Here is a 21,559-nt window from a genome sequence, read left to right as displayed (position 1 = left end):
AAAAATGAACCCCGAAAGTTTTCTTTCGGGGTTATTTTTTACTCTTCAGAGTTGCTTATATTATAATTTTAATGACCGAAAATATCTTTTAAAGTTACTTCTCTGAATGCTCCCATTTTATCAACAGCTTCCATATTCAGGTTTTCTTTCTTACCGATAATGGCAGTATTAAAATGGATTGATTTAATGTAATTATTGTAAAATTCTTTTACATCTTCAAAGGTCAGGCTTTCGATCTGCTGATAAATATCTCTTCTGAAATCATGATAAATATTCAGTTTTTTAAGCCTTAAGGTATTAAAGAAAATATTCGTGCGGGTAATTCTTGCAGAAGCAATCTGCTTCAATGCAGAATTTCTGGCATTCTCAAACTGTGCCTGCACTTCCGGAAGCTCTGCCATCAGTTCCGTCATAGTATCGACAGCAATCTGTAATTTATCCGGCTGAGTTCCGATATAGGTTGTGATATAATCCGGATGATCCAGCTCTGCGTTGGCAGCATAAGAAACATAGGCAGAATACGCAAGGCTTTTACTCTCACGAATCTCCTGAAAAACGATAGACGACAGCCCTCTCCCAAAATATTCATTAAAAACATTGATCTTTCCGAAGTTTGCCGTATTTACCGTTGCTCCCTTTCCTATTCTGCTCATTTCCATCTGCACCATATCGTAATTTGTAAAATAGACATTTCCAACAGTTTCGGGTTCAGGATATTTCTTAGGTTGAGGAACAGGCCAACTTTCAGGTTCAATATATTTTTCTATATAATCTTTAAAAACATTAAAATCTCTTCCATAAAAGAAGATCTGATAAGGAAATCTGAACAACGTTTTCATTCTTTCTGTGAATACTTCAACGTTACTGCTTTCAAGCTCTTCTTTTGAAATGATGTCTGTAAATCTGGAAAATTCCCCGAGTTTGGTATAGTTTGTAAGCGCCGTCATGATGCGGGCTTTATCTTTTTTTATCGCCGCACGGTTTTCAAGCAATGTTTGTACAAACTGATTATAGACCTCCTGATCCGGTTTTACTTCCTGCATCCAGTGCTGCAAAAGTTCAATGCCTTTAGGGATATTTTCTTCAAGACCGTTTAGTGAAATTGTAAGCTGGTCGTTAGTGGTTTTGAAATCATTGGTGACTCCGATTTTGAAAAACTCTTTTTTAAGATCATCCGCTGAAAATTTTTCCGTTCCCAAATACTGAAGAATCTGCGTAGAAACTCCCAGATCGCGGTCGTGATCGCTGCCAAGCGGAAAAATAAAATATACCTGAGCTATATCATTATATTTGTTTTTAACGAAGCTAAGCTTTTTACCTTTAACGAAATCAGTGAGAATTTCTTTATCATAATCAATAAATTCAGGTTTAATATCTTCTGTTTTCTCTGCTAAAATTTCCAGGAGAAATTCAGATTGTGCCTCTCGGTTGATTTTCACCGGGGTAATTCCGGGATTTTCAACGCGGATCAATTTATCATTAATCCCTTTCTCTTTATTTACAATCACATAATTCTCTTTGAAGAATTCGTTGGCAAAGCTGATAACATCTTCCTTTGTAAATTTTGCGTATTCATCCATCTCATTAAGCTCCTGTTCCCATGTTCTGCCTTTGATGTACGTGTCATACAGATTGGTCGCCAGTCCATCAGCCGTTTCCAGGGCTTTCATTCTCTGCACTTTGAAATCATTGATGATCGCCGTCAGCATCCAGTCCGGGAACTCACCTTTTTTTACCAGCTCGATCTGCTCAAGAACAAGATTCTTCGCTTCCTCCAGTGTCTGTGTTTCTTTAGGAACAGCCACAATAGAAAAATAGCCGTATTGTTTCAACCCTATTGAATACGCCTGTGCCCAAAGCAGTTTCTGGGTCTGGTTGATATTCAAATCTAATAATCCCGCTTCTCCCCTGTTGCTCAAAATATTGGCTACAATATCTGCAAGCATCACTTCTTTTGTTCCGTAGCTATCCGTTCGCCAAGCCAACTGAACTCTTGGAGTTGTCGGACTTTTTACGGTTCTTTCAACAATTCCTGTGATCGGCTGTTCGATAACGGGAGTTTTCTTCGGTAATTCCCTGTATGGGATTGTTCCGAAATATTGATCTATGAGCCTTATCGTTTCATCAAAATCAAGATCTCCGACAAGAACCATTGCATAATTATTAGGCACATAATATTCATCAAAATATTTATGAATAGCCTTCATAGAAGGGTTTTTAAGATGTTCCGCATTTCCCAGTGTCGTCTGCTGACCGTTGGGATGGGTCGGAAAAAGAGCGTCCATCAGCTCATATTGTACCAGTCTCGCATCATTATCCTGCGCCCTGTTGAATTCTTCATACACCGATTCCAGCTCGGTATGAAACAACCTTAAAACCAGTTTTGAAAATCTTTCTTTTTCAATCTTCAGCCATTTTTCCAGTTCATTGCTTGGGATATTATTTTTGTAAACCGTTTCATCAAACCATGTATGGGCATTGGTTCCTGTAGCTCCCAATGAAGAAATTGCTTTGTCGTATTCGTTAGCAATGGCATATTGACTGGCTTCCTGAGAAAGTTCATCTATTTTACGATAAATGGTTTTCTTTTTTTCCGAATCGTTTTCTGCTTTATGCTCTTCGTAAAGATCCGAAATTTGGTTCAATAATGCGCTTTCCTTATCCCAGTCGCGGGTTCCTAGCTTTGAAGTTCCTTTAAACATCATGTGTTCCAGGTAATGTGCCAACCCTGTATTATCAGCCGGATCATTATTGCTTCCTGTTCTTACCGGAATGTAGGTCTGGATTTTCGGAGCATCAAAATTCTGGGCAAGAAAAACTTTTAAACCGTTTTTCAAAGTGTAGATTCTCACCCCGTTTTCGTCATTAGAGACGGTAATGTATTCGTAATTTTTATCTTTATGAATTCTTTCGCTGTATTTTTTATCTGCCATATAAATCATTTTCATTCTAAATCCAGAATGCCGTACAAATGTAAGCAATACAAAAAGAACTCTATGCGTTTTGTGAAGATTCGCTGAGGTTGAGTCTGTTTAGCTTTTTATAACCACAAAAGTAACAAAAGCTTTTCTGACACATCAGTCACATTAGATTTTAAGTTAAAACTTTGCAAATATTTCAGACCATAGAAGAAGAAAATCAAAGATTTTCATAGCAATACTTAAAATATGCAACATACTTATCATTTCCGCAGGGATTCCGGACGTGAATATTTCCATACGCATCTCTAATACGATGTCAAGATTTCCTTCGGGAATGACAAACAGGGTGTTGAATTTCTGTAGATGTATTTATATCCTTGGTTTTTTGTTGGCTGAGCGGAGTTCAAGCGAAACCATCATCTGTGAAAATCTGCGTAAATCTGTGACTTAATTCTAACACATAAGTCTCATTAGATTTTAGGTTAAAACTTTGAAAACATTTTAAAGCACAGAAGGAGCATTTCATTATGTATTTAAAATTAAAGTAAATAGTGTTTAACCCTGAGCCTTTTTATTTCATCATCGAATCAAAAAGATTCAAGAATGAGTCTTAAAAGACTCAACAACCAGGCAAAAAGAGTGGATGTTGAGTAAAAAAGACTCAACAATGAGGCAAAAACATTCACCGACGAATCAAAAAGATTCAAAAACCAGTCTAAAAGACTCAACAACGAGGTAAAAACATTCAACGACGAACCTAAAAGGGTGGAAATTGAAGCAAAAAGGGTGGTTTTTAACTATTGAAACATCTAATTACATTCACTAATATCTCTGGTTAATCATTCCCATATTTCAAGAGAAGAAAGAACACTTTTTCTTATATTTGTTCCTTATGGATAATATGGACGCAACACAGGATAAAAGATTATTTCTCATCGATGCTTATGCAATGATTTTCAGAGGATATTACGCTCTGATCAGAAATCCCCGACTTACCAGTAAGGGGCTGGACACCTCTGCCATTTTCGGATTTACCAATTCTTTAATTGAGTTAATCAGAAGGGAAAAGCCGACCCATCTTGCGGTGGTTTTCGATGTGGGTGAAGCCAGTATACGAACGGGAGATTTTTCAGAATATAAAGCCAACAGAAGTGAAACGCCGGAAGCGATTAAGAATGCGATCCCATATATTCACAGAATTTTACAGGCTATGCACATCCCGATTCTGGGCGTTCCGGGATATGAAGCGGATGACGTTATCGGAACGATTGCCTGCAAAGCTGAAAAAGAAGGTTACACAACATTTATGGTAACTCCCGATAAAGATTTTGCACAGCTTGTTACGGATAAAATCAAGATTTATAAACCAGGTTTAAAAGGCGGAGATATTGAGATTTTAGGCGTAGAAGAAGTTAAGGCCAAATACGAGATTGAAGATCCTAAGCAGGTCATTGATTTCCTGGCCATGATGGGTGATTCTGTGGACAATATTCCCGGACTTGAAGGGGTGGGTGAAAAAACAGCCATGAAATTTCTGAAAGAATTCGGAAATATCGAAACGCTTTTAGCCAACACAGACAAACTGAAAGGTAAACTGAAAGAAAAAGTGGAAGCTTCGGCGGAGCGCGGAATTTTATCTAAAAAGCTGGCCACCATTATCTGTGACGCACCTGTGGAATTCCACCAGGAACAGTATGATCTGGAAACTCCTGATTTTGAAAAAGTAAAAGAAGTTTTTGATGAAATAGAGTTCCGCAGACTGTATGAAAATCTTTACAGGGCATTTGCTCCGGCAACTACAGGAACAACAGTAGTAGCCGAAGTAGACATTACCGTTACTGAAACACAAACACCTCAGCAAAAAGTAGCACAGGCAGTCGGGCAGCTCGATCTCTTTGCAACCTATGAAGAATTGGATCAGGCCACTTCCACGAAATCTACCATCGAGCAAAACGATCACTTGTATCAGTTTATCGATAATCCTAAAGCACAGAAGATTCTTGTTGATAATCTGTTGAAACAAAAAGCGGTTTGCTTCGATACCGAAACCACTTCCCTGAACGAGCTTGAAGCCGAGCTGGTGGGAATGAGTTTCAGCTATAAAAAAGGATTAGCTTACTATATCCCGCTATCCGAAGATCAGGGTGAAGTGCTTCAGACATTGGAAATTTTCAGACCTTTATTTGAAAAAGAAGACCTTATCAAAATTGCACACAATTTAAAGTTTGATTATAAAATCCTCCGAAGATATAATATTACGGTAAAAGGCGCGATGTTCGACACCATGATCGCTCATTACCTTCTAAATCCTGACGGAAGACACGGCATGGATTATCTTTCTGAAATGTATCTGGGCTACAAACCTGTTTCCATCGAAACCATTATTGGAAAAAAGGGCAAAAATCAAGGTAATTTCAGAGATGCTGATCTCAGAACTCAAACTGATTATGCCGCGGAAGATGCAGACGTGACCTTTCAGCTGTATGAGCTTTTCGCTCCGCAATTAAAAAAAGAAAACTTAGAAGACCTTTTCTTCAATATAGAAATGCCTCTCATGGAAGTTTTGGCTAAAATGGAGCTTGCCGGAATTTCTCTTGATGAAAAATGGCTTGCCCAGGAAAGCATCGACCTTGAAAATGATTTGAGGCAACTTGAATCGAAAATTTTTGAACTTTCGGGAGAAGAATTCAACGTCAATTCTCCGAAGCAGCTTGGAGATATTCTTTTTGAAAAACTTCAGCTCGATCCGAAAGCCAAGAAAACCAAAACCGGACAGTACGCCACTTCGGAGGATATCCTTCAAAAGCTGGCTTCCAAACATGAGATCATTCAGCATATTCTTGAATACAGAACGTATCAGAAATTAAAATCAACCTATGTGGATGCATTGCCTTCACAGATTGAAAAAACGGACAATCGTGTTCATACGAATTTCTCACAGACTACTGCCGCAACCGGCCGTCTGGCAAGTGTAAACCCGAACCTCCAGAATATTCCGATCAGGACGCTGAGAGGTCAGCAGATCCGGGGAGCATTTGTTTCCGGAGAAGGAAAAAAGATCATTTCTGCCGATTATTCACAGATCGAACTGCGCCTTATCGCTGAAATTTCCGGGGAAGATAATATGATTAAAGCTTTCCAGAACGGAGAAGATATCCACGCTTCTACGGCTGCAAGATTATTTGATATCCCACTTGAAGAGGTTTCAAAAATCCAGAGAAGTCAGGCTAAAACCGTAAACTTCGGAATTTTATACGGACAGGGAGCATTTGCCCTTGCAGAGCAAACCGGATTATCAAGAAGTGAGGCTAAACAAATGATCGACGCCTATTATGCTACCTATCCGAAATTGAAGGAATATATGGCAGAGCAGGTGAAAAGAGCCAGAGAAATCGGTTATGTGGAAACCATTTTGGGAAGAAAACGTCATTTAAAGGATATTAATTCCAATAATTTTGTCGTTCGTGGTCACGCTGAAAGAAATGCCGTGAATGCCCCGATTCAGGGAAGTGCTGCCGATGTGGTAAAAATGGCAATGATTAAAATTCAGAAAGAACTGGAAAAGGAAAAACTACAGACCAGAATGCTGTTGCAGGTACATGACGAATTGGTTTTTGAATCGCCGATTGACGAAATTGAAGTTGCCACTAACATTATTAAAATGGAAATGGAAAATGCCATTGAAACGCAGGTTCCGTTATTGGTTGAGGTCGGTGTTGGCAATAACTGGCTGGAAGCGCATTGATTATAAATTTAAAATATAAAAACTTCCACGATTTGTGGAAGTTTTTTGATATTTATCTTTTTCAAATTATCGATTTCTCTATTCATTTTTTCTTCCCAGTATTATCAGTAAGGATAGTTATGATTGATTTTTTCCAGCTTTTCGGTAAGAGCAGGTAATAGAATTTCATTAATCAAATTCCATTCTTTATAATTTGTCAAAGTAAAATCTTTGTAAATTTTTAAAAATTCCATAAGATCTTCTTTAAAAAGGCGAAAACCTTCGTAATTACCTCTAAGATCATACATTGAAATTTCTGAAAATCCATACAGCAGAAACTGCTCATCATTCGTCAGTTTCTCTTCATAAGAAATTTCGTGGATCACTTTAAGAGCTTTTTTAAATTCCAGAGACGCTGTTAACGAATGGTAAAGGATGCCAAGCATTGCCCGGCAAACTATTTCCAAATTGGGATATTGAGAATTCTTCTCTAAAATCACAATTAGATCATGACTATTTTTGGTGGTAGAAATTTCAATAAACTCATAATCAGACAGATTTTCTGAAGCTAGAATTTCATCTGCCCAATCTGTAATATCGGTATTGGTAATAATTCCGAATTTTCTAAGCTCAGCAAAAACTTTTAGCAGATTTTCGTAGTTTTTTATTGTCTCGCCCATGAGATATCAAGCACTAAATTCAATCCCTCCCACATATGTCAGCGAGAAAAAGTCATTTTCTACGGAAACCGGTTTCGGAACCTGACCTTTGTTCAGGAAAATGATGGCATTAACTTCAAATTTCAAATTGATCTCATTGAGTCTGTTGACCAGGATCGGCAGCCATTGCTCGGCAAAAGAATATTCCGCAAATTTTTCATAGATCGTTCTGTTTCCCTCTTCAAAACCGTATTCTACGAAATCGTGATCGAGCCAGACGGTATTCTGTGATTCCGCGAATTTTGAAATATGAATATCATCAGATTCTTCAAGGAGATAATAGTTTTCATCTTCCTCCACAAAATCATAAAAATCTTCTTCACTGTTGAAATTTCCTACCCAAAAATCTAATGTATCTGTATTCATTGCTAGCTTTTCTTAATTTAAAGCGACAAAGTTAGGACATATTTAGTCAAAATAAGATCTCAATTCTTGTAAAAATTTGATTTGTTCGGTAATGTGCTTAATGCTCAATTCAGGATTTATGATAACCTGATCTAAGTTTTTTAAATATTTTTCAGAGCTTTCTTTACCCTCTTGTTTTTCAATTATTTTGGCAATCCGAATATTTCTTACTTTGGAAATTTCGTTTCGTTCTTCCAACATCTTGTTCCACAGCTTTAAATACTTAGACAAGTTATCTGTTTTATTGATCATGTCAAGATAAGCTACAGCTTCTAATACGGCTTCCTGATCAAAGTCAAGTTCAGGTTTTTGCAAATAATATTCTAAATATTTATGAAGATATTCTATCGTTTCAGGAGTATTATAATAAGCAAGAATCAGAGCATATAAATCTCCCGCATAACACACTTCACTTTTAAGTAAATGAACACCAATGATAGGTATTTGATTTTCGTAATTTTTTAATACAGACAGATAAGCTCCAACTGTTCTGGTTCTCCAGTTAAAATCTCCTAAGAGCGTTAAAGTTACATCTTCGGTTAATTCATTTTTCAATTCCAGAAGATAATCTGCCCAAGAAAGGTCATGTGTATTTCTTATTTTCATATACAAAGGAAGAACCCATTTATCGGTAAACTCCTTACTTAACTGAAAATTATTCTTATAACTTTCCATATGATCAAAAACAGAAGTATGTCTTATTATTGCTCCCGCAGAATGTAAATTTAATTCTTCCTGAAAATCGTTGTTCATGTTAAAATAATATCGTTTTTAATATAATCTAAATGATAAAATAAATATGCTTAAAAAATAATACAGCATCGAAGCACTGAGAAATAAAGTACAGAATATTATGTTAAAGGTAAAATATCCGCGAATAATCGGAATATTTTCTAAAACGGAATTAATTCCGAAAAGCATTAAAAAATATCCCGGAATTAAAAAATTCATCAATATTAAAAAGAAACAGTTCTGTAATACTTCATCGTAGAAGAAACCGGGAGTTATTATAATAATGTAAAGACTTAATACAATCGAAACAGCAAAAATTATGGTTAAATATATCTTTAACTTCAATTGTTTTCTTTCTCTCCTGAAGAATAAAAAATAATGAAAATTTGAGATTCCCAGTAAAACTAAGGTAAAAACTATCAATTCAACCATAAAATGAAATTCTGTTTCTTTCTTCACTTTCCATAATTGTCTTCTCCAATCTTGAAATTCTTGTCTTTTCCTGTTTTGCACTCATGATCCAGTGTAACATTATTTTTTTGTATGATGGAGCCTGACTGTTGAAAAATTCCCAGGCTTTTTTATTAGCTTTAAATTGTTTTTTAAATTCCGGACTCAATGCAGCGGTTTCATTTTCATGGGAATAGATTGCCGATTTATGCTCTTTTCTGAGTTCAAAAGCTTGCTGACCGGCTTCAGTCATAAGTCCGGCATTTATCAGTTCTTCCATTTTTTTGATATTGACAGCGCTCCAAATGCTCGTAGGCTTTCTGGGAGTAAACCGGATACTGTAACTTTCTTCATCAATCGACCTTCGCACACCGTCAATCCAACCGAAACATAAAGCCTGATCTACCGATTCCGGCCAGGTCATCGACGGTTTTCCGGATCCGACTTTGTAAAATCCTACCAGCAGTTCTTTTTCTGTCTGATGGTTTTTCTCAAGCCATTGGCGGAATTCCTGCGGTGTTGGGAAGAAAGTTGGTTTCATTTTTCTACAATATTAGTATTACTATTTTTCAAATATGAATTTAGGATTATGATTAATTTTTTAGTTTTAACATTTAATAGATCAGATTGTATTGCATATTGCATATTTTCAAATTGTGGGAAAATAGTTTTAACAATTTTATTTTTTTTCAGCTTTACGTTTTTCATCACAATATTTATTTGATGTGAAGTTTTAATTCCTCTGTAAGAACTTGAACTTATAAAGAAGCCACCTATATCTTCAAAAGGTATCAATACTTTTTTTCTGAGTGGATAGAAAATAATAATTTCATTTTCATTAATAGTAAGCAATGGTTTTCTACGAAATATCAGGATCATAGAATATATGATCCCAAAACAAAAAAGTATAAATACAAAATGACTCATCATTATTATGAAATAACTTTTATATGTAAGTTCTTCATAGGAGTAAATAAAAAAGTAAACAAAACCAAAAGATATAATGAGTAGAATTATACTTTTTATTTTGCTTGAATAGAAATGGATTTCATTCATGATTTTTAATACCAAAAGTATTTTGACCTCAAAAATATAGAAATAATTTAAACCAACGGCAGCAAAAAATAAAAACTACTCCCCTGATTCAGCGAGCTTTTAACACCTATTTCACCGTGTTGTTTTTCAATGAAATTCTTGGAAATGGCCAATCCGAGACCTGTTCCGTTCTGATGCTCGCCCGGAACCTGGAAATAACGGTCGAATATCTGACGGTGGTATTTTTCATCAATTCCTTTTCCAGTGTCGCTCACGCTGAATTTCACTGAGGTTTCATATTTTTCCACCTTTACGGAGATGCTTTCATCCTGAAAAGAATGCTTAACGGCGTTGCTCAGGAAATTATTCATTACCCAAACGGTTTTATCAAAATCGGCTGCCACAAGATCCGAATCTTCAACTTCAAACTGAGTTTTAATGGAAATATTTTTCTGCTCTGCAAGTTTTTCCACATTTTTGATCGCGGTCTGAACTATTTCTTTGGGTGAGCAGTTCTCAATATTGATGCGAATATTTCCCGTTTCAACCTGTGATAAATTAAGGAGTTCGCCGGTAATATCCAGAAGTCGTTGTCCGTCTTCGTTAATGCCTTTCACAAGTTCCTTCTGCTGTTCGTTAAGTTCACCGAATTTTTGATTTTCTAATAGCTGTACGCCCATTTTAATGGCTGAAATCGGGGTTTTTAATTCATGTGAAATGGTCGCAATAAAATTCGTTTTAGCAAAATCCAACTCTTTGAAAGGTGTAATATTTCTCAAAAGAATAACTCGTCCAATATATTTCTTTTCTTTTTCACCTGTTCTTACAATATTGATCGGAATGACATCCTGCTCAAAATAATTCTCTTTATGACCTGAAACGATTTTAATAGGATCTTTTTGAGGATGATCCATATTTTTCAAAAGTTCCCTAACCAGATCATTGTTTACCGCCACTTCATGGACGGTTTTCCCGATAATTTCTTCCTTGTTTAAATTGGTAATTTTCAAAGCTTCATCATTAATCATGTAGATGAAATGATTTTCGTCAAGACCAATAACTGCATCGTGCATATTATTCACAAGAGTTTCGATGCGCTTTTTGTCCATCAACTGTTTAGAAAGTGTACTGCTTTCATATTCCTGAAGCTTTTCGGCCATGACATTAAATGATTCTGCAAGGTCATTGAATTCCTCGCTTCCTTTGAAGTGAACCCTTTCACTGTAATTTTTATTGGCAATCTGACGGATACTGAAGGTAAGCTGACTAATCGGTTCCGCAATGGTCTGAGGAAGGTTAAACAAGAGGACGAAAGCAATGAGGAAACATACCGTTCCGAGGCTGACGATCCAGAATGTAGCATTTTCTGCGGTAATGATGGCCACATCACTTTTCCGTTCAATCCCTTTCATATTGAGAGTCATGATCTTTACCAGATCTTCACGAATCAGTTTTTCTTTTTCATTATTTGGAAGTTTCAGATAATTGTTGAAATGCAGATTTAAGCTTTGGGTCGCTTCCCTTTCCCCGAATTCTGTCAGATTTTTTTCCTGTAGCTGGTTGTTTTTCTTAAATTCCTGTATAGCCACGGCACTGTCACTCCCGATTCTGTCTAATGCCAGCAGCATATTCTTAGAAAATTCAATACTGCTGTAATTGGCGTTCAGGATTTTTTCGGTATCCGATTTTAATTTATTGATGTAAACAGAGCCCATCACTGAAAGCAAAACAATCAGGAGAAAAAGAAGACCGACACCTAAGGTAAGTTTTGTTTTTAGTTTCATCGATTTCAGGATAAAATAATAATATCGATCTGCCGTTCATTTAGGCGGTTCATCAGGGTATAGATCCAGCTGTAGCCAACAATTCTCTGCCATAATCTTGCGTGCGGTTTTCCCATGCATACTGTAGTGATATTATGTTCGACAACGTAATCCAGAATACCTGTATGCACACTGTTGTTTTTTACACGAATGACTTTGGCACCCAATTCCTCTGCTAAATTAAAATTATTAATCAAATAACGCTGTTTATCCAGTGCAATTTTTTCAAGACTTTCGGATGGTCTCTGAATATAAAGAACCGTCCACGGACTGTTGTAATAACTGGCCAGCCTGGCTGTCTTACGGATGATGTTTTTGGCAACTTTTCCATTACTGCTAATGCATGCGAGAAATTTTACAGGCTTAAAATTTTCAGTTCTGATCTCCGTTTCTACCTTTTTTTCGACGTGGGTAGCTACTTCCTTTAAGGCAAGCTCACGAAGCTGCAGAATATGTCCGCTCTGAAAGAAATTCTGTAAGGCTGTCTGTATTTTTTCTTTTTTGTAAATTTTCCCTTCTTTAAGCCTTGTTAACAATTCGTCGGCGGTCAAATCGATATTCACAACCTCATCAGCCAGTGCGAGAATTTTATCAGGTACCCGTTCAGTAACTTCTATTCCCGTGATTTTTTTTACTTCTTCATTCAGGCTTTCAATATGCTGGATATTCATCGCGCTGATAACATTAATTCCATTATCTAGAATCTCTAACACATCCTGCCATCTTTTTTTATTCTTGGAACCTTCAATATTTGTATGGGCAAGTTCATCTACAAGAACAACTTCCGGATGAATATTGATAATTGACTGAAGATCCATTTCTTCAAGATTTTTACCCTTATAAAAAGAAGATCTCCTCGGAATTTCAGGAATTCCTTCTACTAATGCCTGAGTTTCTTCTCTGCTGTGGGTTTCTATATATCCAATCTTTACGTCAATTCCGTTTCGCAAAAGCGCATGGGCCTCCTGGAGCATCCGGAAGGTTTTTCCTACACCCGCGCTCATCCCAATATAAATTTTGAATTTTCCTTTCCGGGATTTCTGAATCAGTTCTAAAAAATCTTTTGCTGACGACATAGATTTTATTCTTTTGAGTTTAAATTTTTGCATTGAGGTGTAAAATGCCGGGTGATGGGCGCTGGAAGATGGAAGATAAAATCATCTGTAAAAATCCGTGCAAATCTGTGGTTAACAAAGTAAACACTCACTTATTTCCAGAATCTATCGCACAGCAACAGTTCATCAAAACCAGGCCGCCAAACTTGTCGTTATAAAAAAGTTTTCTTTTTTAAATTCATCATTTTTCATGAAAATGGCATCTTTAGAACTAAAACTTCTTGCTTCCGTCCTAAAGACGACATTTTTAGAAATTGCGTAATCTACATTCAGGGAATATCCGAAAGTCTGAAATCCGTTTGGAGTATCGGTATTAATGATTACTCCGTTTTTATCGCTGTAATATTCTAATCTCCCGGCTAAAGCCCATTGATTATCGAATTGATATTTTAATAAAACATTCGGTGAATACCATATGTTGTAGCTTTCACTGCCTTTTTCCTTTTGTTCGGCACCGATATCAAATCCAAGTGTTGTCGAAAACTGATTAGTTAGTTGAAAACTTCCATAAAGATCGTGGAAGTAACGCATTCTTTTATCATCTTTAGCTTTATCGTTTCCGATGAAAGAACTGCTGTTCAGGGTAATTTTTTCATTAGGCTTAAACGTCAGCTGATGACCGAAAGAAATGGTTTGATTTCCTTCCGGTTTAGCGATACGCTGCCAACCGTTTAGTACAAGACCGCTCAGGAACCATTTTCCGTTGTCTGAAGTATAGGAAATTTTAGCCCCGGTTTCAAAATACGGAGAATTTTCAGCAGCCAGACTTCTCGTCAGGTTAGTATTATCCTTTCCGATAGCACTTTCCCATCCAATATGAGACGGCATAATTCCGGCATCAACCCATAAGTTTTTGCTTTTTGAAATCTTGATTCCGATATTGGCTTCATTGACATAGCGTAGTGCGTCCTGTTCAGCAGCCATATTATCCTGAGCATATGTTCCCGCCATCAGAGCCAGATTTGCTCTGAAATTTTCGTCCTGATAAGAACCTTTTACCAATCCAAGGTTTAGGTTCACTTCATTATGACGGTTGTAGGAGTATAAAAAATTCTGACGGATATGATTGGATGGCTCGTTAAAATCATAAGTATAGAATAATTCTGCATAGGCAGAAAAATTGATTTTACTATTTGTTTTTAAAGAGTCTGCCGACTGTGCTTTTGGGAAAAATATTCCTAAAATAAAACCTGTAATAATATATTTTTTCATGAGTTAATATAAAATTAGTGTAATTCGTTAAGTGCAATATTTAATTTTAAGACATTGACTTTAGACGGTCCGAAAAATGATTTTTCCGTTTGATTGTTAATAAGATTTTGAATTTTATCAATTGAAATATTTCTTTCTTTAGCAATTCTTTTTGCCTGATATAAAGCGCCTTCGGGAGAAATATCAGGATCCAGTCCGCTTCCGCTGGCGGTTACCAGCTCTACGGGAACTTTTATATTATGCATTTCCGGATTCTGCATTTTTAGAGTGTCTATTCTTTTTTGAACCATTTGCAGGTATTCTTCATTACTAGGTCCTTTGTTGCTTCCGGCGCTTCCGGCAGCATTGTAGTCTACGGCAGACGGACGACCGTGAAAATATTTGGCAGATTTGAATTCCTGCCCAATATTGGCATAAAATTTCTGCCCTTTATAATTAATGATCTCTGCATTTCCTTGTGTCGGTAAAATTTTTGAGCCAGCATACACGATGCCTGAATAGATTCCAACGATTACAAGCATGACGAGAGTCAGTTTTAATGCGGCTATAATATGATTTTTCATTTTGAGTAATTTTTGTTGTTATGAAGATGAATGATGGATGATGGAAGCGGGATGATGGAAGTTATACTGGTTATAATTAACAGCCACAAGTCTTTTTCATTTAATAATTAATTAAAACGGCATGCTATTATACTTCCAGCATCTAACTTCCAGCTTCCAGCCTTTAAAAGAAAACACTGATTCCTAAATCGATGAGCTTAATCCCTATGAATGGCGCTATAATTCCTCCCAGTCCATAGATTAAAAGATTTCTTCTTAATAAGGCACTTGCCCCGATCGGTTTATAAGCCACCCCTTTCAAGGCCAACGGAATAAGGATCGGAATAATAATCGCATTAAAAATAATGGCTGACAAAATCGCTGATTCCGGGCTGTGAAGGTTCATGATATTCAGCTTCTGAAGGGCTGGAATAAAAGTAATAAATAACGCAGGAATGATCGCAAAATATTTAGCAACATCATTCGCAATGCTGAATGTAGTGAGTGTTCCTCTGGTCATCAATAATTGTTTTCCGATTTCTACAATTTCGATTAGTTTCGTAGGATCATTATCGAGGTCTACCATATTTCCTGCTTCTTTGGCTGCCTGAGTTCCACTGTTCATAGCCACACCAACATCGGCTTGGGCAAGTGCTGGCGCGTCATTCGTTCCGTCTCCCATCATCGCGACCAGTTTTCCTTCCTGCTGTTCTTTTTTGATATAATTCATCTTGTCTTCCGGCTTGGCTTCGGCAATAAAATCATCCACCCCTGCTTTTTCTGCGATAAATTTTGCGGTTAAAGGATTATCACCTGTTACCATCACGGTTTTTACACCCATTTTTCTTAATCGTTGAAAACGTTCCTGAATCCCTGTTTTGATGATATCCTGAAGTTCGATTACCCCCCAAACCTTTTCATTAACAGAAACAACCAATGGTGTCCCTCCGTTTTCCGAGATTTTGGTTACGGCTTCCTGAGTTTCCTGCGGAAAAACATTTCCTGCCTTTTCCGATAATTTTTTAATCGTATCATACGCTCCTTTTCGGATTCTCGTATTTTCAAAATCAATTCCTGAAGTTCTTGTTTCTGCTGTAAAATCGATATACACAGGATTCGGAACAAGCAGTTCTTCAGGTTTCAGCTGGCTTAATTCAATGATTGATTTGCCTTCAGGCGTTTCATCAGCAACAGAACTCAATGCAGCAGCTTTGATAAATTCATCAAGCTGAATATTGTTTGAAGGATGAAATTGTGTTGCCTTTCTGTTACCGATGGTGATGGTTCCGGTTTTATCCAAAAGGAGAACATCAATATCTCCGGCCGTTTCCACGGCTTTACCACTTTTTGTGATTACATTGGCTCTTAAAGCTCTGTCCATCCCCGCAATACCGATCGCAGAGAGCAGACCGCCGATTGTTGTAGGAATAAGGCAAACGAAAAGTGAAATGAATGCTGCGATGGTAATCGGTGTCTGCGCATAATCTGCAAAAGGTTTCAGGGTAACGGTAACAATAATAAAGGTTAATGTAAACCCTGCCAATAATATAGTGAGTGCGATTTCGTTCGGTGTTTTTTGTCTTGAAGCACCTTCTACCAGGGCAATCATTTTGTCCAGAAAAGATTCTCCCGGTTTTGTCGTTACTTTTACTTTAATTCTGTCGGAAAGGACTTTAGTGCCACCGGTTACTGAGCTTTTATCCCCTCCTGCCTCGCGAATTACAGGGGCACTTTCTCCGGTAATGGCAGATTCGTCGATGGTAGCCAACCCTTCAATAATCTCACCATCCATAGGGATCTGATCTCCGGCTTCGCACAAGAAAATATCTCCCAGCTTCATCTCGGCTGATTTTTTAAGTACGGTTTCTACCTGAAATCCCTGTTTGTTGTTGATGACCAATTTTGCAGGGGTTTCTTCACGAGTTTTTCTCAATGTGTCTGCCTGCGCTTTTCCTCTTGCTTCGGCGATAGCTTCGGCAAAATTGGCAAATAAAACGGTGAAAAATAAGATGATAAAAACTAAAAAATTATAACTGAAACTGCCTTGTGAGCGATCACCGCTTAAGCTAAACAAGCTTACGATGAGCATAACCACGGTTCCGATTTCCACCAGGAACATGACCGGATTTTTAAACATAATTTTCGGATTCAGCTTAACGAAAGATTGTTGAATGGCTTCGTTAACCAGATCTTTCTGAAATAAAGTCTGTGATTGATTTTTCATTGCTTTGAATGATTTATTTTTTATTTGAACCATTAAGAGTTTTTAAGGAGTTAAGTCTGGGTTAAGAAATATTCAAAGAATATTTTAAAGCTTAATTTGATGAAATTACTATTCTTAACTTCTTAAGTAAGTCTTAATGGTTTAATTATTTATTTAGAAAAATATTGCAATTGTTCTGCGATAGGTCCTAAAGTTAGCACGGGGAAGAAGGATAACGCAGCAATCAGTAAGATAACGGCTAAGGTCATGAATCCGAAAGTGGCAGTATCTGTTTTCAACGTTCCGGCACTTTCAGGAATGTATTTCTTCTGAGCCAGCAATCCTGCAATAGCAACAGGACCGATGATTGGGATGAATCTTGAAAGAAGCAAAACAATTCCAGTCGAAATATTCCACCATGGTGTATTGTCGCCCAAGCCTTCAAATCCGGAACCGTTGTTTGCGGAAGATGAGGTAAATTCATACAACATTTCACTGAAGCCATGGAATCCTGGATTATTAAGTGTTTTTGCTCCAAACTCAGGAAGGTAAGCTGTTAAAGCTGTTCCTACTAAAATTAAAAACGGATGGAATAGAGCGACAATCATAGCAATTTTCATTTCTTTCGCTTCAATTTTTTTACCTAAAAATTCAGGAGTTCTTCCTACCATCAGTCCGCTTATGAATACGGCAAGGATGATGAAGATAAAGTAGTTCAGAATTCCCACGCCACAGCCTCCATAGAAGCAGTTAATCATCATGGCAAGCAGCTCGTTCATTCCCGAAAGTGGCATAGTGCTGTCGTGCATGGCATTCACAGAACCGGTTGAGATTACTGTTGTGGCAATACTCCAATAAGCGGATGCTGCACTTCCGAAACGGATTTCCTTTCCTTCCATGGCTCCGAGGTGAGGATCTGTACCCATTTGCGTAATTAATGGGTTCCCATTTGTTTCATTAATAATATTCGGAATGGCTAAGGCCAGAAAGCCGATCGTCATTACGGTAAAAATAGTCCATGAAAGTTTTTTCTTCTTTAAATAAAATCCAAGTGCAAAAACCAAAGCGAAAGGAATAACCATCTGTACAATCATTTCGGTCATATTGGTGAGATAATTAGGATTTTCCAACGGATGTGCAGAGTTGGTTCCAAAAAATCCGCCGCCGTTTGTCCCTACGTGCTTTATGGCAATAAATGCCGCTGCCGGACCTCGGGAAACGTCTGCTTTCTGCCCTTCAAGTGTCGTAATATGATCTTTTCCTTCAAAGGTCATCGGGCTTCCATTAGCAGAAAGGATAAATGCGACAACAATACTTATCGGAATTAAAATACGAATCACGGATTTTGTGAAAAAGTCGTAAAAATTACCCAGTTCTGTGGTTGTTTTATCTTTAAATGCTTTAAAGAGCACTGCCATAGCGGCCATACCTGTGGCTGCCGATACAAATTGTAAGAACATCAGATAAAGCTGACCAAGATAGCTCAATCCGGTTTCTCCGGAATAGTGTTGCAGGTTGCAATTAACTAAAAAGGAAATGGCCGTATTGAAAGCCAGATCGGGTGACATATTCGGATTTCCGTCGGGATTTAAAGGCAACCATGACTGATTCATTAAAATAAAAAAACCGATGATAAACCAAACAAGGTTAATGGTAAGCATGGCAAACATATTCTGTTTCCAGCTCATCTGTTTATTTGGGTTGATGCCGGATATTTTATAGATGAGATTTTCGACCGGCTGAAAAATTTTATCTAAAAAAGTTTTTTTATAGCCGTAAACATCAGCAATGTATTTTCCTAGAAAAACACCGATTGCTAAGGTAATGACAAACATGACAATAATGCCTAAGATTTCTGTATTCATTGTTTCAGGTTAAAATTTTTCGGGTTTCATTAAGACGTAGCAGATGTACCCGAAGGCCATAATGGATAGAAAAAATAAACTCCACATAATTATATTTTATCAAAGAAATTAACGGAACGGTAGAGGATCCAGAAAAGGACCGCACACAAAATTATCAGACACAACAGCATCATATCGTAACAATGAGGGTTAGAATGGTGAATACTGCATACGAAACGATCAGCAGGCTCAGTTTTGAGTGCTCTGGTTTTTTAAATGTTTTTCTTGAAATTGACATTGTTTAATATTTTATTCTTTATCCTTAATGCCAAAAGGAATTCCATTTAAGAAATAACAAATTCAACTAACTGAAAATAAACACCTTATTACATTCAAAGCAAATGTCAGAAAACACAAAAGCCTATCAAAATGATAGGCTCGTTATTAAAATGATAAGACGTTTTTATTGTAAAGTCTTTGTGTTATGGTAGAATTTGATCTGTAATTGAAAAATTCTTTCAGAATTTCACTCGACTGGACGAAACGTTTGCCTGCTTTATCTCAAATGATATTCTTCAAGTTTACGATATAAGGTTGCGATCCCGATCTCGAGCAGCCTTGCGGCCTCTGCTTTGTTGCCTTTGGTGTATTGTATAACTTTCTGAATGTGCTCTTTTTCAAGAGATCTCATGCTGAAAGAATCTTTTTCATCTGAAATTTTACCGGAATATTGTGGTAAATTTTCTTCATCAAGAATATTATTATTCATGAGAATAAGGCTTCGTTCTATGGTATTCCGCAGCTCGCGGATATTCCCTTTCCAGTCGTTTTTTTCTAACGCTTTAAAGTACTCCGGGGTCACCTGAATGTCGGAAATATTCAGCTTTTGAGAGAATACATCAATAAAATTTTTAGCCAACGCTTTCAAGTCTTGTTTTCTTTCGCGAAGTGCGGGAAGGCGGATTTCAAAAACATTCAACCTGAAATAAAGATCTTCACGGAAATTCCCCTGTTTTATTTCTTCTTCCAGGTCACGATTCGTAGCAGCAATCAATCTGAAGTCTGATTTAGAAACTTTTGTTTCACCCATTTTGATGAATTCTCCGGTTTCCAGAACACGCAATAATTTTGCCTGAAGCTCGATTGGCATCTCACCAATTTCATCAAGAAATAAAGTCCCGTTGTTGGCTTCTTCTACAAGACCTTTTTTATCTTTTACAGCGCCGGTAAATGCGCCTGCTTTATGTCCGAAAAGTTCGCTTTCCAATATTTCTTTGCTGAATGCCGAACAGTTGATGGCAACAAAATTATTCTTTTTCCGTTCACTTCCCTGGTGGATGGCATTCGCAAAAACTTCTTTCCCGGTACCTGTTTCGCCGGTCAGCAGTACGGTAGCATCGGTAACCGCTACTTTTTCTGCGAGCTTTTTTGCCTGAAGAATAAGCGGTGAAGCCCCGACAATGGCTTCAAAACCTTTCTGAATGGTATTATGTTTCTGTGCTTTCTTTGCAGCATTGTCTTTGGCTTTATCCAGCGCCTTATATACGAGCGGAATTATTTTCTCGTTGTCATCACCTTTCACCAGATAGTCATACGCGCCGTTTCTCATAGCCTGTACGGCATCTGTAATATTTCCGAAAGCAGTCATGAGAATAATTTCCAAATACGGATATTTGGTTTTGATGGTTTTTACAAGGTCTACGCCAAAGGCATCGGGCAGCCTGACATCGCTTAATACGACATCGAATTCATATTGCTCAAGCATCGTCATTGCCGATCTCGCGGTAGATGCTTCTTTTACGGTAAAATTTTCCTGGGAGAGAATCATTCCTAAAAGTTTCAGGAGCTTGATCTCGTCATCGATGATGAGAATGTTTCCGGACATGGTGCTATTTTTGGGAAAGCTGTTGCAAACTTATTGAATTTATTCGGGATGTGCTTTTTTAATATTGAGATTTTATAAGATAAATACAATTAAACTGCCGAACCTTAATTCCATGAGTTCAATTAGTACAGAGATTTATAAATGAAAAAGACCTCATGGAGGCCTTTTATTCTATTTTAGTCTATTTCTGCTTTGAGGAAGAGATCCTGGATCTGAACTTCGTCTTCACAGGTTTTCTTGAACTCTTTGATAAAGTCTTTTAAGCGTTCAGGATTCTCGGAATAGGCGCAGAACATATCGGCTTCCGGATCGAATTTGATCTCGTCTGCCAGGTCGGGCATTTTTTCTTCTACGAAAACCTTCGCCAGCGAAGCCCAGTCGTATCCGTTGCCTTCAAAACCTTCCTCTTTCCGCCACTCAAAAATTTCGGGTTTGTAGGTTCCTGCATTTAAACATACTGAAAAAGTCTTTTCTGAGGCTACCCAAAAAAAGGGTTTAATTGCCGTTTCAAAATTGTACGCTTCCATTCTTTTTTATTTTTAAATGATATTAAAGATACTAAATTTCCGACTTACCTGGTATTTTATAACATTTATTAACTTTTCAAAATAATTGATTAGCAAAGTGGTGACTTGGAGAGCAGCCTCATCATTCTACAACTGGTTGTCATTTTCTACAAATCGTATTCAATTTCCGAGAGGCACTCTCATCGGTCGATGAGAACACCTTATCACGCTCGAGATAACCTTCTTATCTCGCCCGATGAGAGCCCCTTGTCTGCTGCCTCACATGCATCTTGCTTGCATCGATGCAAGTCTCTTGTTCTTACTCGACGGTTACATCTAAATTTCCTTATTGAATATAAAAGCGTAAAAACAGCATATTTTAATTTAATTTACGTCAATAAAAAAACAGAATAGCTACTTCTGATGAAATAACTATTCTGTAC

15 protein-coding genes are annotated in these 21,559 nt (G+C 37.3%); 1 reads left to right on the top strand and 14 read right to left on the bottom strand.

Features of this window, described 5'->3' with window-relative positions; all coding sequences use genetic code 11:
- Positions 1-68: 68 nt before the first annotated feature.
- A complete protein-coding gene (locus BLR30_RS13470) occupies positions 69-2,933 on the bottom strand; it encodes a M16 family metallopeptidase (protein WP_089860082.1) in 2,865 nt (954 codons plus the stop codon).
- Positions 2,934-3,822: 889 nt separating this feature from the next.
- Here BLR30_RS13470 and polA point away from each other — a divergent pair.
- Complete coding sequence (polA, locus tag BLR30_RS13465) at positions 3,823-6,666, top strand: DNA polymerase I (RefSeq protein WP_089860079.1); 2,844 nt, start codon at positions 3,823-3,825, stop codon at positions 6,664-6,666.
- Between the two features lie 104 nt (positions 6,667-6,770).
- On the opposite strand, the gene BLR30_RS13460 is transcribed toward polA, so the two are convergent.
- From BLR30_RS13460 to BLR30_RS13395, 13 genes are all read right to left on the bottom strand, one after another.
- A complete protein-coding gene (locus BLR30_RS13460; protein WP_089859847.1) occupies positions 6,771-7,325 on the bottom strand; it encodes a hypothetical protein in 555 nt (184 codons plus the stop codon).
- A 6-nt stretch (positions 7,326-7,331) separates the two neighbouring features.
- Positions 7,332-7,730: an immunity 22 family protein gene (locus BLR30_RS13455; protein ID WP_089859843.1), complete on the bottom strand. Its 399-nt coding sequence runs from the start codon at positions 7,728-7,730 to the stop codon at positions 7,332-7,334.
- A 42-nt stretch (positions 7,731-7,772) separates the two neighbouring features.
- Entirely contained in the window at positions 7,773-8,522 is a 750-nt protein-coding gene (locus BLR30_RS13450) for a DUF6000 family protein (protein WP_089859840.1), read from the bottom strand.
- A gap of 403 nt (positions 8,523-8,925) precedes the next feature.
- Positions 8,926-9,492, bottom strand: a complete 567-nt coding sequence (locus tag BLR30_RS13440; protein WP_089859835.1) for a YdeI/OmpD-associated family protein — start codon at positions 9,490-9,492, stop codon at positions 8,926-8,928.
- Positions 9,489-10,007, bottom strand: coding sequence for an STM3941 family protein (locus BLR30_RS18070; RefSeq protein ID WP_089859831.1), 519 nt, complete (start codon positions 10,005-10,007; stop codon positions 9,489-9,491). The genes BLR30_RS13440 and BLR30_RS18070 overlap by 4 nt, the downstream gene beginning before the upstream one ends.
- 47 nt (positions 10,008-10,054) lie before the next feature.
- Entirely contained in the window at positions 10,055-11,770 is a 1,716-nt protein-coding gene (locus BLR30_RS13430) for an ATP-binding protein (protein ID WP_089859828.1), read from the bottom strand.
- A 5-nt stretch (positions 11,771-11,775) separates the two neighbouring features.
- The gene (locus tag BLR30_RS13425) at positions 11,776-12,885 is read right to left on the bottom strand and encodes a histidine kinase (protein ID WP_089860076.1); all 1,110 of its coding nucleotides are present in this window, start codon (positions 12,883-12,885) and stop codon (positions 11,776-11,778) included.
- A 165-nt stretch (positions 12,886-13,050) separates the two neighbouring features.
- Positions 13,051-14,136: a porin gene (locus BLR30_RS13420; RefSeq protein WP_175443668.1), complete on the bottom strand. Its 1,086-nt coding sequence runs from the start codon at positions 14,134-14,136 to the stop codon at positions 13,051-13,053.
- Positions 14,137-14,150: 14 nt separating this feature from the next.
- On the bottom strand, positions 14,151-14,699 hold the full coding sequence (gene kdpC, locus BLR30_RS13415) for a K(+)-transporting ATPase subunit C (protein ID WP_089859825.1): 549 nt from the start codon (positions 14,697-14,699) through the stop codon (positions 14,151-14,153).
- A 163-nt stretch (positions 14,700-14,862) separates the two neighbouring features.
- The gene (gene kdpB / locus BLR30_RS13410) at positions 14,863-16,902 is read right to left on the bottom strand and encodes a potassium-transporting ATPase subunit KdpB (protein WP_089860069.1); all 2,040 of its coding nucleotides are present in this window, start codon (positions 16,900-16,902) and stop codon (positions 14,863-14,865) included.
- A 149-nt stretch (positions 16,903-17,051) separates the two neighbouring features.
- Positions 17,052-18,746, bottom strand: a complete 1,695-nt coding sequence (kdpA, locus tag BLR30_RS13405; protein WP_089859822.1) for a potassium-transporting ATPase subunit KdpA — start codon at positions 18,744-18,746, stop codon at positions 17,052-17,054.
- 535 nt (positions 18,747-19,281) lie between these two features.
- The gene (locus BLR30_RS13400; RefSeq protein WP_089859818.1) at positions 19,282-20,610 is read right to left on the bottom strand and encodes a sigma-54-dependent transcriptional regulator; all 1,329 of its coding nucleotides are present in this window, start codon (positions 20,608-20,610) and stop codon (positions 19,282-19,284) included.
- Positions 20,611-20,786: 176 nt separating this feature from the next.
- A complete protein-coding gene (locus tag BLR30_RS13395; RefSeq protein ID WP_089859815.1) occupies positions 20,787-21,137 on the bottom strand; it encodes an immunity 51 family protein in 351 nt (116 codons plus the stop codon).
- Positions 21,138-21,559: the final 422 nt, after the last annotated feature.

This window comes from Chryseobacterium taeanense (assembly GCF_900099685.1).
In the GTDB taxonomy this organism is placed as follows: Bacteria; Bacteroidota; Bacteroidia; order Flavobacteriales; family Weeksellaceae; genus Chryseobacterium; species Chryseobacterium taeanense.
Note: the sequence above shows the minus strand (reverse complement) of the source record. Positions and strands in the feature narration are given on the sequence as shown.